Genomic DNA, 15,605 nt, shown 5'->3' on the forward strand with positions numbered 1-15,605 from the left:
TCCGCTATTGCTCCCTGCCATCCCTGTTTTCCAGCCTCTTCGCCTTTTCCCACTGCTCGAATTTCTCCGGCTTTTGCAGCTTCTCGCGTGCTTTCACCTCCACGCCGCGCGAAGTGCTGTCCAACCCTTGCAGACCGGGCTTGACCGGATACGCCTGCCCGGTCGTGGCCGACGGCGTAAACAGCTTCGGCGTCATGGCGTCACCCGGCAGCACAGACTGCTCCAGCACGGCCCGTTTGTGCACCATCGTCGCCAGATCGGGCGGCATTTTCATGGTGGCCACCTGAAGGCTGGCCGCGTCGCGCCGCAGCGAGGCCACGGCCGACATTTCCTGCACCAGCTGGCGCGTAGCCCGCTGGTAATCTTCCGTATCCAGCCACGCCGGAATGGCCGGCCTGGCCTGTACCGGCTGCGCGGGGTCTCCCGCCAAGTCTTGCGGTGGTCCGGCGCCGCCATGCTCGATCCATGCCTCCGCCCGCTCGCGCAGCAGCGCGTCCGCGCGGCCCTGCGCCAGCAGCTTGTCGTGCAGCTCCTGCGCCGCCGGCTGGTAAAACGCATCGATGCCGGCGCTCTGCGCCAGGGCCGCGGAGGCGACCTTGGTCAGGTTGGCGGCGGCCAGCAAGTCCGCCGTCAGCAGCCATTGCTCGGCGCTGGGCAGGCGCTTGATCTGTTCGCCGAGCGCCTTGCGCGCCACCGCCGCCAGTTGCGCATTGAGACGGTCGGGATCGTTCTGCAAGGCGGCAAGCTCGCCCGCCCTGGCTGCATCGCGCAGGTAGTCGGCCAGTTCCGCCGCGACCTTGACGGCATTGCGCCGATGGCCTTCGCGCAGCTGGCGCAGGTCGGGCACGAGCACGCGCACCCTTTGCTCGGAAGGCAGGTCGCTCTTCAGCGTGAAGGCATAGGCAGTTTGATCGGCATCCACGCGCAGCGCCACCGTCAGCAGCTCGGTGGATTGCCCATTGATCTGCTGTGGCGTGGCGCCCGGCGACACCAGCAGTGCCTTGCTGGATTTCTCCGCGATCCAGTACTTCATCCTGCCCCGTCCCGTGTTCATCAGCCGGGCATTTTCCTCGGGCGAGGCGAGGGTAAACGTGTAGACGTTCTTGTCGCGCTGGAAATCGGGCAATTCCAGGCGCGCCCCCAATTGCAGCGGCAACACATGTTCGATCAGCTCGCCGGACAGGAACATGTACGCGGGATGCGTGGGCCGGTCCGGCTTGACGAGCGTGATGTGGTCGGCATTGTCGATCGCCAGCGGGCGCCCGATGCACACCCGGGTGGCGCTGCCCCATGGCACGATGCGCATGCCGCCCACATTCGCCGTCTCATAGGCGCAGCTGACGCGCGGCTTGACGGCGAGGCTGGCCCAGTCGTCGCTGAGCTGCTTGAGCATGTCGTTGCTGTCCACGGGCCGCATGTTGGACAGCGCGGGATTTTTTAAGACCAGGGTTGCCAGCTGCGCCACCTGGGCCCCCTCCATCGGCGCACTGAACAGGACAATCAGCGGCACTTTTTCCGCCAGCTCCGGATGCTTGTCCAGATTGTTGGCCAGGTAGCGCATGATGACGAGCCCGCCCATGCTGTGCCCGACAAACACGATGGCTTGGTAGTCGAGCACGCCAGCCGGGGTCAGATAGCTTTGCAGTTTGTTGGCCGCTTCGCGGATATCGAGCGAACCGCCGGACATGATGTTGGAGCTGAAACCGAAGGCATACGTATCGACTTGCGGCCCCAGCCGCGCATCCTTTTTCAGCAGGCGGAAAAAACTTTCGCCATTTTCGCCTGTCCACGTGCCGCGCGTGCTGCCGAAGATGCCATGTACAAACACGAGCGCGATCCTGTGCTGCGGATCGGCACGGTCTACCCAGCCGGGATCCTCGCGGTTCATGGCCGCCGGCTGGTCGCATGCCGCCAGCAGGGCAAACAATGCCGCCACGATCGATGTCCACCACCTCGGGCGGCGCGGGGCGATGGCTGCTCGCATCGTCGCACTCCTCAGTAACCATCGCCGCAGTATGCGCTGAATCGGGGCGGGCGCAGCGCTCATGTGGCGCTGGTTTGATCCAGCCATAATGATGGCAAATGACAGGGAACTCTCTCGCCCATCTGCCGCCATAACGCTGCCATGCATCTGCTACACTGCCGCTCAGGAAATGGGGAGCACCATCATGAATTCAGAAAAACTGGCGCTGCTGGTCACGCGCGAAATGCCGTATGGGAAATATCAGGGGCGCTTGCTGGCCGACCTGCCCGGCCACTACCTGGGCTGGTTCGCGCGCGAAGGCTTTCCTTCGGGCGAACTGGGCAGCCTGATCGCGCTCATGTATGAACTCGACCACAATGATTTGCGCAGCCTGCTCGACCCCTTGCGCACGCACAAGTCGCCATGGCGGCCGGGGGAATAAGGTAGCGCAAGAAATGCGTCAGAACTGGCGCACTTTCTTTGCCAGCATGGCGCTGAACTCGCCATTTTCCACGAGCTGTTGCAGCTCGCTGGCGCCACCGATCAGCACGCCATTGACGAAGATCATGGGAAACGTGGGCCAGCCCGTCCACATCTTCAGCGCATTGCGGCGGTGCCACTGGTTCAGGTAGCTGCCGTATTGCAAATACTGATACGGCGTGCCCAGCACGTCGAGGATCTTGCGCGCCTTGCGCGGAAACGGATTGAGCGCCATGCCGACCACCACCACCTGATGCGCGGCAATGGCAGCCTGCACCTCGCGCACGATCGCCGTGTGCCTGCTGCCGATCAGGGGGCGGGCGGCGGGATGGATCTGGGTTTCGTCGAGAATGGCGCGGGTCATGAAAGTCCTGTAGAGAAAAGCAGCTAGGCACACGGGGTGCGAGTCACGCATTGTGCCATGCCGCAGGCCCCGGCTGGCAATCATTGCCCTGCCGTGACAATGGCTGTCGGACAGCTTGCGCCACGAAGCAGGCACTGCCATACCGCTTGAGCGCCGTGAGTGTGAGCGGGAAATGCACCTTATCGCCTGGCAATGCGGACCATGATGCGATCAAAGATGGATTGCCGCTCCAGAGCGTCATCGAGCCTGTTTAGCGACGCCACGACGTCACCCGCCTCCGCGTTCAGCTCACGGGCCGCTTCGTCACATGCAAGCCAGATTGGCCGCAACTGTGCAACCAGTCGCTTGCCTTCCGCAGTGAGCGTTATTTTCTTCTTGCGCGCATCCTCGGGGTCCGACTCCGACGTCACGATGCCCGCTTTTTCAAGTGACTGCCGTGTCTGGCTCACGGAAACATGCGTGATTTTCAGCGTCGCCGCCAGTTCCCCCACGGTAGCGGATTCCCTCAAGGCTAATTGGTTCAGCACGCCAAACCAGCGCTGCTCGAATGAAATTCCCAATGCGGCGTACACCCGCGTCGAGTCACCGTCGAGGCTTTCCGACAGGCGCCTCAGCCTGGCGCCGATCGCTGCTCCGCCGGCAAGCCGCGAATAATCGTGCATGATCATGCTCTCTCTGTTTTTAAGTTGACATTTATGTAGGTGCCTACACATAATAGCATGCAGCCTCCCGTTTGCACCACTTCCATGTAGAGAGAGAGCGAAACATGCCAGTCCATATCCCCAAGCCTGTGTCCCCGATTTCCCGGCGCGCGTTTCTCGGAGCGGGACTGTCAGCGCTGTTGTTGCCGGCCGTCGCGACGGGAGAGCGTCTCGCGCCTCCGGCCGCCGACCTGGAGTCCTTTATCCGGAACGAAATGCGCACGGCCAACATCCCAGGCCTGGCCGCCGGTTTTGCCCGCGATGGCGTGGTGCAATTTGCTCAAGGTTACGGCATGGCCAACATCGCCCAGCGCAGGGTCGTGACCGCCAACACGATGTTTCATCTTGCGTCCGTTACCAAAGTGGTGACCGCGACCATGGTCATGCGTCTGGCCGAGCGGGGCAAGCTCGCCCTCGATGAATCGATCGCGGGCCATCTGGATTTCCCCGTTATCAACCCGCGATTCCGCGACACGGCAATCACCTTCCGACAGCTGCTGACGCACACATCGAGCATTTCCGACGCCCGGTATTACGAAATCGACTTCCGGCAGCAGGGCCGCGATGCCGAGCAAGTCTTGTCCGACTTCCTCAAGCAGTATCTCACGCCCGAGGGTGTCAATTATTCGGCAGCGCAATGCTTCTCAGCCATGCCCCCTGCGTCCACATGGGACTACAGCAACGTGGGCTTCGCCTTGCTGGGGCATCTTGCTGGCCGCATCGGAGGGGTGGACATGCGCGAACAGACCCGCAGGGATATTTTTGCGCCGCTCGCCATGAATGACACGAGCTGGACGATCAAAGGCACCCCGCCCTTGCGCAGCGCCGAGCCATATGACCTGGTGGATGGGGCGCTGGTCGCCGTGAAACCTGTCGGTTTTCCAGACTGGCCGGTTGGCATGTTGCGATCATCGATCAGCGATTTCATGAAGTTCGTCGCCGCGGCGGCAAACGCCGGTCATTCGGCGGGCGTTAACGTGCTGGGAGCGTCCGCCATGGCGCAGATGTTGGATATGCAGACGCCGGTCGGACTACCGGCCTGGCTGAGCGGCCAGGGGCTGGGCTGGATGGCATCCCCGCTGGGAGGGCAGGCGATGCCCAATCATTGGGGCGGCGATCCGGGCGTCTTTACCGCCGTGTATCTGAATCCGCTCACGCGCAGCGGCGTGGCGGTATTCACCAACGCGAGCACCTCGGCGGAAAGTAGAGACGCCGTCAAGAATATCGCCAATCGGCTGTTTCAACTGGCCACCTAAGAATTCAAGGCAATGATATTTGCGCTCATCGAGGCGCACATAAGCGCGCTGTCTATGCCCGCGATGACACCAATGGCGTGCATGGGCCCGGCGCCTGGCGTATCTGCCGGAGCGATGGCTGATTTATCTGCAACATTCACCAGGAATTCCCTAGCTTATCGTGGGTCAACCGACTGGCCGCTACCGGCCGCGACAGGTCTACCCGTCCAGCTCGCCAAGATTTCCTCGGCTTGCTCCGTCACGCATTCCTGCCGTTCGCCACTTGTCGGGCTGCGGACCAGGCGCTCCAGTTCCGCACTGATTGCAGACGCGAGTTCCGGCGACTGGAGGACAATCCCCGACAGGATATTGTATTTCCAGATATCGTCATCGCCGGCGAAAATCGGCTTGAGGCAGGGCGCGAGGCGTGCGCCCTGGGCCACCAAGAACGGGCGGAAAATGGCGGCAACCGGCCAGTTGATGTCCTGCATCCATTCCAGGATCTGCGGCATGACACGCTCCAGCTTTTCCCAGCCCAGCGCCACCAGGGCTTCGGCCGCATCCGTATCGTGTTTGTCGCGTGGCAATAGTAAATTCAAGGCACTCTTCATGGGTCTCCCGATATGTCCGCTCCGGGCTGCTGGCGGAAAGCCGACGCTGCCCCGGCCGCTCGGGCCTGCAACGCATCGGGCGTCATGTTACGCCGGAATGACGGCGGCAACCAGCACCCCGCATGTGCTTGCCTATCCCTGCGCGTCCAGGCCCAGCGTCGCCACCGGCAGCCCCGCCGCGATCCTGGCGACCTGCCGCACGATGTCCGGCAACGCGGCCTTGATGCGCGACAACTCAGCGGGAGGCATGTCCGCCGTGCCCGCACCGTGCAGCGCATCGAGCATGGCCGGGTCGAGGCGGTAGGCGATGGCGGCGGCGCGCCGGCGTGCGCCGTCAGGCGCGTCCGCGCTGTCCTCGATGGCCCGCAGGAAGCGCTGCATAGTCGGCGCCAGCGCACCGCCGCGCGCGCGATAGCGCTGCAGTTCTGTCATCAACTGCTCGGCCAGCGCCGACGGCCGTGGCCGCGCCTCACGGTCGCTCCTGGCCGCTCCATTTCCGCAGGAAGCCATGGTCTGGGCGTATCAGCTGGCGCTACCGGGGATACGCATTTCCTCGAGCAGGGTGCGCACCAGTTCGGCCGCCGGCATGGCGCGGACCAGTGGCGCGCCCTGCCCCGCCCAATGGGCCGCATAACCATGGTTGCCGGCCTGGGCAGCGGCCGCATGCAGTTGCTTGGCCGCATCGTAGGCCACCGGATAGGCGGCGGGAAGCGGTGCGCCTGCGGCGTCGCCGTGCGCCATCAGGTCGTTCACGATGCCGCGCGCGGGGCGGCCGGACAGGGCTGCCGTCAGGCGCGTGTGCGTTGCCCGTTCGCTTTGCAGATTGGCGCGGTAGGCGGCATTCGCGGCCGTTTCCGGGCACAGGATAAAGGCCGTGCCCAACTGCGCGCCGGCTGCCCCCAGGTCGAGGGCGGCGCGGATGCCGGCCCCGTCCATGATGCCGCCGGCGGCAATCACGGGCAGCGTGCAGCGCTTGACGAGCAGGCGCACGAGCACCGCCATACTGAGGCGCTCGTCGCTCGCCTCGGGATCGAACATGCCGCGGTGCCCGCCCGCCTCCACGCCCTGGGCGACGATGGCGTCGATGCCCGCCTGTTCGATCAGCACGGCTTCCTGCACATTGGTCGCCGTCGCCATCGTGCGTATGCCGGCCTGGCGCAGCGCGGCCAGCTGCCCTGCCGGCGGCAAGCCAAAATGAAAACTGACGACGGCGGGACGCAGTTCCAGCAGCAGCCGGAACGCCTCGTCGTCGCCATTGAAGGATGGGTAGACTTCATCGAGGACCGCCGGCACGGCGATGCCCGCCTGCGCAAACAGGGGCGCCAGATGCGCCAGCCAAGCCGCTTCGCGGGCGGCATCGCGGCGCGCCGGCGCATGGCAGAACACGTTCACATTGAAGGGCTTGCCGGTCAGGGCCTGCGTCTCGGCGATCATCTGGCGCGCCTGCGCCGGCGTGCTGGCGCCGATGCCCAGCGAACCGAGCGCACCGGCGTCCGAGACGGCGGCGGCCAGCTGCGGGGTGGACACGCCAGCCATCGGCGCCTGCACGATGGGATGCTGCACGGACAACTGTGCAAAGAAATTCAGGGATGAAGACATGGCCGTTTCCTTCCAATGACGATCAGCGTTATTCTCAGCGAAGTTTATTCTTAAATTAAGAATCAATATATAATATCATTCCTAATGGAGAAATGATATGGATTCCGAATCGCTGAAGATCTTCTGCGCCGTCGCCGCTGAACTGAGCATCACCAACGCCGCCACGCGGCTGGGCCGGGTGCCGTCGAATGTCACCACGCGCATCCAGCAGCTGGAAGCGGAGATGGGCGCCGAGCTGTTCGTGCGCGCGGGCAAGCGCATCGCCCTGTCCGCCGCCGGCGAGCGCTTTCTCGACTATGCCAGGCGCATGCTGGCGCTGGAAGAGGAAGCGCGCCACGTCGTGACGGGCGGGCGCGACGGCGGCGCGTTGCGCATAGGCAGCATGGAGAGCACGGCCGCCAGCCGCCTGCCGGCCGTGCTGGCCGCCTACCATCGGCAGCATCCGGCCACCCGCCTCGAATTGCAGACGGGGCCGTCGCGCCAGTTGATCGAGCAAGTGCGCATGGGCAAGCTCGACTGCGCCTTCGCCGCGCTGCCGCCCAACAATGATGAGCTCGACACCATGGCGGAATTGGGCTTGCAAGCCAGGCCCGTCTGGACCGAAGAGCTGTTGCTGCTATTGCCGGCCGGCCAGCCTGCCGTGCACGCGGCCCGCGACGTCCAGCCGCGTTCGCTGGCCGCCTTCCCGCAAGGCTGCGCCTATCGCCAGCTGGCCGAGCACTGGCTGGGCATGGCCGGCAGCGGCGGCTGGCGGATTCAGGAGATGAGCTCGTATCACGCGATGATCGCCTGCGTGGCTGCCGGCGCCTGCGTCACGGTGCTGCCGGCCAGCGTACTGCAGCTGAGTCCAGCGGCCGGGGCGCTGCGCACCATCGCGCTGGGGCAGGCGGACACCTGCCTGGTGTGGCGCGACGGCTTCGACGTGCCCGCATTCCAGCACTTCACGGCCCAGCTGTGGGACATGGCCGCATGAACGCCGCGTCGCCGCTGCGCTCGGCCGTCGATGCGGCGCTGGTCATGCTGATCGGCATGGGCTTCGGCCGCTTCGCCTTCACGGCCCTCTATCCGCAGATGGTCGATGAAGGCCTGATCAGCCTGGCCGAAGGGAGCTGGGCGGCATCCGTCAACTACGCCGGCTATCTGCTGGGCGCCCTGCTCGGCATGCGCGCCCGGGCGGCCAGCGCGCACCGCCTGTGCCTGTGGGCCATGCTGGGCACGGCGCTCTGCCTGGCCATCCTCGGCGTCCTGCAATCGGCGCCCGTGCTGATACTGGTGCGCGGCGTCGCCGGCGTCTTCAGCGCGCTGGCCATGATCGCGGCGTCGCTGTGGCTGCTGGAACAGCGGCGCCAGGCGCGCAGCGCGCCGCTGCTGTATGCGGGCGTCGGCGTCGGCATCGCCGTCTCGGCCGAACTGCTGGCGCTGGGCGCGTGGGCGGGCTTGCGCAGCGGCGGACTGTGGCTGCTGCTCGGCGGCGTCAGCCTGCTGGCGGGTCTGCTGGCCGCGCGCGGCCTGGCGGCGAGCGGCCCGGAAACCGTATCGGACAGCCAGCCTGTCGATACCGCGCCGCTGGCGGCTGTCAGGCCGGCGCCGCTGGTCATGCTGTACGGCCTGGCCGGCTTCGGCTACATCATCACGGCCACGTATCTGCCGACCCTCGTCAAGGGCGCCTTGCCGGACCTGGACCCGGCCCATGTCTGGGCCGTGTTCGGCGCGGGGGCGGCGCCGTCCTGCTTCCTGTGGTATCGCCTGCATCACCGCATCGGCACGCGCCGGGCGCTGTTCTGGAATTTGCTGCTGCAGGCCATCGGCGTCATCGTTCCCGTATTCCTTGCCAATGCGGCCGGCTACCTGCTCAGCGCCGCGCTCGTGGGCGCCACGTTCACGGGCACGGTGACGATCGCCATGCCGGCCGCGCAGCGCATCGCGCGCCTGACGAACGCCAACCTGGCGGCCAGGATGACGCTGGCCTATGGCGCAGGGCAGATTGCGGGCCCGCTCGTCGCCGGCGCCTTGTACCGCCATAGCCACAGCTTTTCCCTCTCCCTCGTCGCGGCCGCCACGGCGCTGGCGGCGGCTGGCGTCATGAGCCTGCTCGCACTGTAAGGCGAGTGCCGGGCCATCAGCCGCCCAGCTGCACGTGCAGGCCCACCTTCAGGCAAGTCAAGGCCACCGACGTGCGATAGCGGCGGATATTGTCGTCGCCGCCGAACAGGCGCTCCGTCAGCGCTTCGTATTCGGCCATGCTGGCAGCCGTGATCACCAGCAGATAGTCGGCCTCGCCCGTGATGCCGTAGCACTGCTGGATGGCCGGCTCGGCCATGATGCGGGCGCGCATGCCGGCCGTGCGCAGCGGATGCTCGTCGTGCAAGTGTACTTCCACCGTCAGGGTCAGGGGGCAGCCCAGCCGGCTGGCGTCGAGCACGGCCACTTCGGCACGGATCACGCCGCTCTCGCGCAGGCGCCGGATGCGCCGCTGCACGGCCGGCGCCGACAGGTGCACGGCCTGGGCGATCTCGCGCTGCGACGTCGTGTTGTCACGTTGCAATATCTCGAGGATGGCCAGGTCGAAGCTGTCGAGGGCGGGGGCTGCGGTAGTGTTGGCGAGCGAAAGTTGCGTCATGATGGTCAAAATGGAGTGCAAATATCAGAACAGACACAATAAACTTTCATCATTCCGATATCAAGCCCCCACCATGCCATCACACCGCTATTCCTCGTTTATTCCCCTGCTGGCCATCCTCGGCTCCGTCACCTGCCTGGGCCTGGGCACTTCGTGGGCCAAGCACAGCCTGTTCCCGCTCGTCGGCGCGCAAGGCACGACGGCCGTGCGCGTGGGCTTTTCCGCGCTGTTGTTGCTGCTGTTCTGGCGCCCGTGGCGCTGGCAGCTGAGCCGCGCCGACCTGCGCACGGTGGCCCTGTACGGCGCGGCGCTGGGCTTGACCAACCTGTGCTTCTATATGGCGCTGCGCACGATCCCGTTCGGCATCGCCGTGGCCATCGAGTTTTCCGGCCCGCTGGCCGTCGCGCTGCTGGCCTCGCGCCGGCCGCTCGATTTCGTCTGGGTCGCGCTGGCCGTGGCCGGACTGGCGCTGCTGCTGCCGCTGGGACACGACGTCAGCAACCTCGACCCGACCGGCGTGCTGTTCGCGCTGGCCGCCGCCGTCTGCTGGGCCACGTATATCGTCTTCGGCAAGCGCGCCAGCCATTTGCATGCGGGACATTCCGTCTCGCTGGGCCTGGCCATGGCCGCGCTGGTGGTGGTGCCCGTGGGCGTGGCGCACAGCGGCGCCGCCCTGCTGTCGCCGGCCGTGCTGGCCGTGGGCCTGGGCGTGGCCCTCATTTCCAGCGCCGTTCCCATCTCGCTGGAAATGGTGGCCCTGAAGCGCCTGACGCCGCAGGCCTTCGGCATCATGAGCAGCATGGAACCGGCCGTGGCCGCCATGCTCGCGTTCATCCTGCTCGACGAGCGCCTCGGCGCCGGGCAATGGCTGGCCATCGCCATGATCATGGCCGCGTCGATGGGCAGTTCCTATATGGCGCAGCGCCTGAAACGGGCGCCGGCCGCCGCCGTGCATACCTGACGCTCAATGCACCGCCGCGCCCGCCACGTGGGATGCCAGGTTTTTGCGCGCCAGCCAGGCCAGCGGCAGCAGGGCCAGCAGCGCGGCGGCCACGCCGGCCCATGGCGACGACGCCATCAGCTGGCGCGAGACCATCAGCGCGCCGAGCATCGAGCCGAATGAAATGCCGAGGTTGAACGCCGAAATGTTCAGGCCCGAAGCGAAATCGACGGCTTTCGGCGTGTAGCGCTCGGCCGTGGCCAGCATGCCGGCCTGCAAGGCGGGCGACAGGCCAAACGAGAAAATACCCCAGACAAACAGCATGACCGTCATCATCCATGGCGAGCTGATGCTCAGGGCCACGCCCACTTGCGTGGCGGCCAACAACAGCAGCATCCATCGCAGCGCTTTTTGCCAGCCCAGGTGGCTGGTCAGGTAGCCACCCGCCAGGTTGCCGGCAAAGGTGGCGGCGCCGAACACGATCAGCAAGGCGCTGGCCATGGTGGCGGAAAAACCCGTCACATCCGTCAGGATGGGCGTGATGAAGGTAAACGCGGCAAAGCTGCTGCCGAAGCCGAACGTGGTGACGGCCATCATGGTCAGGATCGGGCCGCTGCCCAACGCCGCCAGCTGCGTCATGGCCTTGCCGCCCTTACCCTGTTGCAAGCCGGCCGGCAGCCAGCGCGCCATGGCCGCCAAGCCCAAGGCGGCCAGGACGACGACGGCGAAGAACGGCAGGCGCCAGCCCATCAGGTTGCCGAGGAAGCTGCCGAAGGGCACGCCGATCACCATGGCCAGCGTCAAGCCGGCGAACATCACGGAAATCGCCCTGCCCGCCTGCGCCTTGCTGACCAGGCTGGCCGCCACGGTGGCGCCGATGGCAAAGAAGGTGCCGTGCGCCACGGCCGTGATGACCCGGCCGAACAATAACAGTTCAAACGTGTGCGAAAAGGCGGCCAGCAAGTTACCGGCAAGGAAAATGCTCATCAGCCCCAGCAGGGCTGCCTTGCGCGGCAGGCGCGACATCAGCAGCACCAGCAGCGGCGTGCCGATGGCCAGCGCCAGCGCATACAGGCTGACCAGCGAGCCGGCCGATTCGATGGAGATACGCAAATCCTTGGCGATGGCGGGCAGGATGCCGACGACGATGAATTCGGTGACGCCGATGGCAAAGGCGCCGACGGCCAGCGCCAGCACGCCGGGCGGCATCTTGCTGGCGGGAGGGGAAACAGGGCTTGCGGTGTGCATGGAATTCTCCGGCATATGGTTCAAGCCGGCCAGTGTATCGGGCTTCCAGCTTTTGATATAGACTCCCACAATGGAAACACCTGTGAAATGGATTCAATAATGGCCAGGCAAGACATCAACCGCGCATTCGAAATGGCCGTGTTTGTTGCCGTGGTGGAAACGGGCGCCTTTTCCGCCGCCGCGCGCCGCCTGGCCCTGACGCCATCGGCCGTCAGCAAGCTCGTCAACCGCCTGGAAGCGCGGCTCGGTGCGCGATTGCTCCAACGCAGCACGCGCCAGCTGCACACGACGCCCGAGGGCGACGCCTTCTTCGTGCAGTGCAAGCGCATCCTCGACGATATCGATGGCGCCGAGCGCGAGGCGGCGCAGGGCGCGGCACCGCGCGGGCGCTTGCGCGTCAACTGCTTCGTGCCGTTTGGCGTGCGTCATTTGCTGCCCATCCTGCCCGAGTTCGCGCAACGCTATCCCGATATCACACTCGACGTCGTCGTCAGCGATGCCGTCGTCGACTTGCTGGAAGACCGCACCGACATCGCCATCCGCACGGGCAAGCTGAAGGAATCGAACCTGGTGGCGCGCAAACTCGGCGAAGATGCGATGGTCGTAGTGGCGTCGCCGGCCTATGTGGCGCGCCACGGCCTGCCGCGCACGCCGCAGGACCTGCCATCGCATAATCTGCTGGCGTTCAACTTCCGCTGCCAGAACGAAACCTGGCCCTTCCTCGATGGCGCTGGCGGAACGGTGCACGTGGCGCCGCAAGGCAATGCCTGCGTCAGCGATGGCGAAAGCATGCGCCAGCTGGTGTTGGCGGGCATGGGACTGGGACGCTTTTCGCGCCAGCACGTGCAGCGCGACATTGCGCAAGGTCAATTAGTGGAAGTGCTGGAAGACTACAATCCGGGCGACAGGGAACTGGTGCACGCCGTCTTCGTGGGGCCGGGCCTGCAAGTGCCGGCCCGCGTGCGCGTGATGCTCGATTACCTACTGGAAAAGGTCAAGCTGGGCTGAGCGCCGCCTGCCGGCATCGCGCCGTATAATCGCCCGTATCGTGAATCCTCCCGGGAGCCGTCTCATGCATGATGACTTGATCCGCACCTTGCAAACCCGCTTCAGCCAGCACATGGAACGCCATGCCGGCCTCGCATGGGATGCCGTGCTGGCCCGCCTGAACGCCGCTCCCGCCAGCCTCACGGCGCTACAACACATGGAAGACACGGGCGGCGAACCCGACGTCATCGGGCATGCCGGCGAGACGGGTGCCGTCACGTTTTGCGATTGTTCAGCAGAAAGTCCCGCCGGGCGCCGCAGCCTGTGCTTCGACGATGCGGCATTGGCCGCGCGCAAGGCCAACAAGCCGGCCGGCAGCGCGGCCGCCATCGCCGACGCGATGGGCATCGCACTGCTGACGGAAGCCCATTACCGGCAACTGCAGCAACTGGGCGCATTCGACCAGAAAACCTCGAGCTGGATCGCCACGCCGGCCAGCGTCAGGAAGCTGGGCGGCGCCCTGTTCTGCGACCGCCGCTACGGCCAGGTCTTCGTCTATCACAATGGCGCCGAATCGTATTACGCGGCCCGCGGGTTTCGCGGCCTGCTGCGCGTCTAGCCGCGGAAATCCTGGCGGCGGCAGGGAGCGCCGCTAGGCCACCGCTTCCAGCCGCAGCTGCCTGCCCTCGCCCAGCATCAGCTCGAATTCGGCCGCCGGCACCGCCGGGCTGAACAGATAGCCTTGCAGCTGGTCGCAGCCGAGTTCGCGCAAGAAACGCATCTGTTCGGCCGTTTCCACGCCTTCCGCGACGATTTCCTGGCGCAGCTGCTGCGCCATGGTGACGATGGCGCGCGCGATGGCGCAATCATTTTCCTCGAACGGCAAGCCGATGACAAACGAGCGGTCGATTTTCAGGGTGCTGATCGGGAATTTTTTCAGATACGCGAGGCTGGAATAGCCGGTGCCGAAGTCGTCGAGCGCCAGCGCCAGGCCCATGGCCACCAGCTGGTTCATGATGTCGATGACCTTGTCGGCGCCGCGCATCAGCAGGCTTTCCGTGATTTCCAGCATGATCTGGTCGGGCCGCACCTGGTAGCGCTCGAGCACGGCCGCTATGCGCGCCGGCAACTGCTCGTCGAACTGGCGCGCCGACAGGTTGACGGCGATGGCCGGCATGTGCAGGCCACGGTCTTCCCAGCTGCGGATCTGGCGGCAAGCCTCGTCCAGCACCCAGGTGCCCAGTTCCAGGATCAAGCTGGTTTCCTCGGCGACGGGGATGAAGAGGCCGGGCGAGACCATGCCGCGCATCGGATGCTTCCAGCGCAGCAAGGCTTCCGCGCCCACGATGCGCCCGCTGGCCAGGCTCACCTTCGGCTGGTAATGCAGTTCCAGCTCCTTGTCGCCCAGCGCCAGCCGCATTTCGCTTTCCAGGCGCAGATGTTCCTTGGCGCGCCGGTTCATGTCTTCGCGGTAAAACAGGAAGGTCGATTCGATCGTCTGCCCCGCCTTGGCCACGGCCACGTCGGCAAAGCGGAACAGGGCCGGCGCTTCCAGGCCGTCTTCCGGATACACGGTGATGCCGATGCTGGCGCCCACGTGCAAGGCGTGCGTTTCGATGGTGATGGGCGCTTCGAGCAGGTTCAGCAGTTTTTGCGCGACATTTGCCGCATGCTCGCGCTTTTCGATATGCAGCAGGGCCACGACGAACTTGTTGTTGTCGACGCGCGCCAGGATGTCCGCGTCGCGCAGGGCGCCACGGAACAGCTGGCCGATGGCGATCACCAGCTGGTCGCCCACTTCATGGCCGAGCGTGTCGCTGATGGAGCCGAGGCGGCTGATGTCGATGACCATCAGCGCGCCATGCGTGCCCTGGCGCTTCGCTTCGGCCAGGCCCTGGTCGACCAGCTGGTTCAGCAGGCAGCGGTTGGGCAAGCCCGTCAGGCTGTCGTAGTTGGCCATGCGCTGCATGCGCGCCTCGGCATCCTTGTGCACGGAGATATCGGAAAACAGGGAAAACACGTGGCTGATTTCGCCGAACTCGTCGCGCACGACGCTGATGGTGACGTCTTGCGGAAACAGCTCGCCATTCTTGCGCTTGCCGATGATCTCGCCGCGCCACGAGCCGTGGCCGCGCATGGCGGCGCGCACCTTGGCGCGGAAATCGGGGTCGTGCACGCCCGAGCGCAGCAAGTCCGGCGTGCGGCCGATGGCTTCGGCCGGCGAATAGCCGGTGATGCGGGAAAACGAGCTGTTGATCGAGACGATGCGCTCTTCCGCATCCGTGATCAGGACGCCCTGCTCGCTGTCTTCGATGATGCGCGCGTGCAGCTTCACCTTGTCGACGTCGGACAGCGGCTCGCTCATGGCCGACAGGCGCACGGCCATGCCGCAGGCCTTGCCCACCTGGTCGTGGATCACGTGGCGGTGCATGCGCAGCCACGTCACCATGCCCGACTTCTTGCGCCGCCGCACATCGGTGGCCACGTCGCCCTGCGTGAAATGCAGCTCCAGCACGCTCGCTTCCGCATCGTCTTCCGGGTACAGGAACAGGATGTGCTGGCCCAGCGCTTCCAGCTCGGAATAGCCGAACATCTGTTCGGCGCCATGGTTCCAGCCGATCAGGAAACCGTCGGGGTCGATTTCCAGCAAGGCATCGGCCGGCGCCACGCGCACCACGGGGCGGCTGGCGCCGCGCAAGCGCTCCAGTTCATCCTGCAGGCGCGCCAGGGTGGCGGCCTGCTGCGGGCCGGCCTGCTCGCGGGCATCCTGGGCCAGGCGCAGGCACAGCGCGACTTTCGCCTCAAGCACGGCAACCCCGCGCGTGAACCAGGTCGGGGGAACATATCAGGGGCGCTG

Annotated in this window: 16 protein-coding genes; 7 read left to right on the forward strand and 9 right to left on the reverse strand. The window is 65.7% G+C overall.

The genetic code is table 11. From position 1 onward, the window contains the following. Window positions 1-4 precede the first annotated feature (4 nt). A complete protein-coding gene (locus AC1RDJ_RS17935) occupies window positions 5-1,936 on the reverse strand; it encodes an esterase/lipase family protein (protein ID WP_493028295.1) in 1,932 nt (643 codons plus the stop codon). A 232-nt stretch (window positions 1,937-2,168) separates the two neighbouring features. On the opposite strand from AC1RDJ_RS17935, the gene AC1RDJ_RS17940 reads away from it, so the two are divergent. Then, window positions 2,169-2,405, forward strand: coding sequence for a DUF3820 family protein (locus tag AC1RDJ_RS17940; RefSeq protein WP_071322821.1), 237 nt, complete (start codon window positions 2,169-2,171; stop codon window positions 2,403-2,405). 18 nt (window positions 2,406-2,423) lie between these two features. Here AC1RDJ_RS17940 and AC1RDJ_RS17945 read toward each other — a convergent pair whose 3' ends face one another. Next, window positions 2,424-2,807 carry a glutaredoxin domain-containing protein gene (locus AC1RDJ_RS17945; RefSeq protein WP_071322820.1) on the reverse strand — a complete coding sequence of 128 codons (384 nt, stop codon included), beginning with the start codon at window positions 2,805-2,807 and terminating at the stop codon, window positions 2,424-2,426. Between the two features lie 179 nt (window positions 2,808-2,986). After that, a complete protein-coding gene (locus AC1RDJ_RS17950) occupies window positions 2,987-3,475 on the reverse strand; it encodes a MarR family winged helix-turn-helix transcriptional regulator (protein WP_071326318.1) in 489 nt (162 codons plus the stop codon). A gap of 98 nt (window positions 3,476-3,573) precedes the next feature. Between AC1RDJ_RS17950 and AC1RDJ_RS17955 the strand changes: the two genes are divergently transcribed. Further along, complete coding sequence (locus AC1RDJ_RS17955; RefSeq protein ID WP_493028296.1) at window positions 3,574-4,764, forward strand: serine hydrolase domain-containing protein; 1,191 nt, start codon at window positions 3,574-3,576, stop codon at window positions 4,762-4,764. Between the two features lie 155 nt (window positions 4,765-4,919). Here AC1RDJ_RS17955 and AC1RDJ_RS17960 read toward each other — a convergent pair whose 3' ends face one another. The 3 genes from AC1RDJ_RS17960 to AC1RDJ_RS17970 form a co-directional block, all read right to left on the reverse strand. Further along, window positions 4,920-5,354 carry a DUF5071 domain-containing protein gene (locus AC1RDJ_RS17960; RefSeq protein WP_493028297.1) on the reverse strand — a complete coding sequence of 145 codons (435 nt, stop codon included), beginning with the start codon at window positions 5,352-5,354 and terminating at the stop codon, window positions 4,920-4,922. A gap of 132 nt (window positions 5,355-5,486) precedes the next feature. Next, entirely contained in the window at window positions 5,487-5,786 is a 300-nt protein-coding gene (locus AC1RDJ_RS17965; RefSeq protein WP_493028298.1) for a hypothetical protein, read from the reverse strand. 90 nt (window positions 5,787-5,876) lie between these two features. Then, window positions 5,877-6,953 carry an NAD(P)H-dependent flavin oxidoreductase gene (locus AC1RDJ_RS17970; protein WP_493028299.1) on the reverse strand — a complete coding sequence of 359 codons (1,077 nt, stop codon included), beginning with the start codon at window positions 6,951-6,953 and terminating at the stop codon, window positions 5,877-5,879. A 97-nt stretch (window positions 6,954-7,050) separates the two neighbouring features. Between AC1RDJ_RS17970 and AC1RDJ_RS17975 the strand changes: the two genes are divergently transcribed. Next, on the forward strand, window positions 7,051-7,926 hold the full coding sequence (locus AC1RDJ_RS17975) for a LysR family transcriptional regulator (protein WP_493028300.1): 876 nt from the start codon (window positions 7,051-7,053) through the stop codon (window positions 7,924-7,926). Beyond that, on the forward strand, window positions 7,923-9,056 hold the full coding sequence (locus AC1RDJ_RS17980; protein ID WP_493028301.1) for a YbfB/YjiJ family MFS transporter: 1,134 nt from the start codon (window positions 7,923-7,925) through the stop codon (window positions 9,054-9,056). Before AC1RDJ_RS17975 ends, AC1RDJ_RS17980 begins: the two co-directional genes overlap by 4 nt. A 16-nt stretch (window positions 9,057-9,072) precedes the next feature. Here AC1RDJ_RS17980 and AC1RDJ_RS17985 read toward each other — a convergent pair whose 3' ends face one another. Next, complete coding sequence (locus AC1RDJ_RS17985; RefSeq protein ID WP_493028302.1) at window positions 9,073-9,573, reverse strand: Lrp/AsnC family transcriptional regulator; 501 nt, start codon at window positions 9,571-9,573, stop codon at window positions 9,073-9,075. A gap of 73 nt (window positions 9,574-9,646) precedes the next feature. On the opposite strand from AC1RDJ_RS17985, the gene AC1RDJ_RS17990 reads away from it, so the two are divergent. Beyond that, entirely contained in the window at window positions 9,647-10,534 is an 888-nt protein-coding gene (locus AC1RDJ_RS17990) for an EamA family transporter (protein ID WP_071322813.1), read from the forward strand. A gap of 3 nt (window positions 10,535-10,537) precedes the next feature. Here the strand turns inward: AC1RDJ_RS17990 and AC1RDJ_RS17995 are convergent, their stop codons facing one another. After that, a complete protein-coding gene (locus AC1RDJ_RS17995) occupies window positions 10,538-11,761 on the reverse strand; it encodes an MFS transporter (protein WP_493028303.1) in 1,224 nt (407 codons plus the stop codon). A gap of 99 nt (window positions 11,762-11,860) precedes the next feature. On the opposite strand from AC1RDJ_RS17995, the gene AC1RDJ_RS18000 reads away from it, so the two are divergent. Beyond that, window positions 11,861-12,769 carry a LysR family transcriptional regulator gene (locus AC1RDJ_RS18000; protein WP_071322812.1) on the forward strand — a complete coding sequence of 303 codons (909 nt, stop codon included), beginning with the start codon at window positions 11,861-11,863 and terminating at the stop codon, window positions 12,767-12,769. A 64-nt stretch (window positions 12,770-12,833) separates the two neighbouring features. After that, on the forward strand, window positions 12,834-13,367 hold the full coding sequence (locus AC1RDJ_RS18005) for a DUF4256 domain-containing protein (protein WP_493028304.1): 534 nt from the start codon (window positions 12,834-12,836) through the stop codon (window positions 13,365-13,367). A gap of 33 nt (window positions 13,368-13,400) precedes the next feature. Here AC1RDJ_RS18005 and AC1RDJ_RS18010 read toward each other — a convergent pair whose 3' ends face one another. Next, window positions 13,401-15,557: a putative bifunctional diguanylate cyclase/phosphodiesterase gene (locus tag AC1RDJ_RS18010; RefSeq protein ID WP_071322810.1), complete on the reverse strand. Its 2,157-nt coding sequence runs from the start codon at window positions 15,555-15,557 to the stop codon at window positions 13,401-13,403. Window positions 15,558-15,605: the final 48 nt, after the last annotated feature.

The organism is Janthinobacterium sp. GW822-FHT07H10, assembly GCF_058798675.1.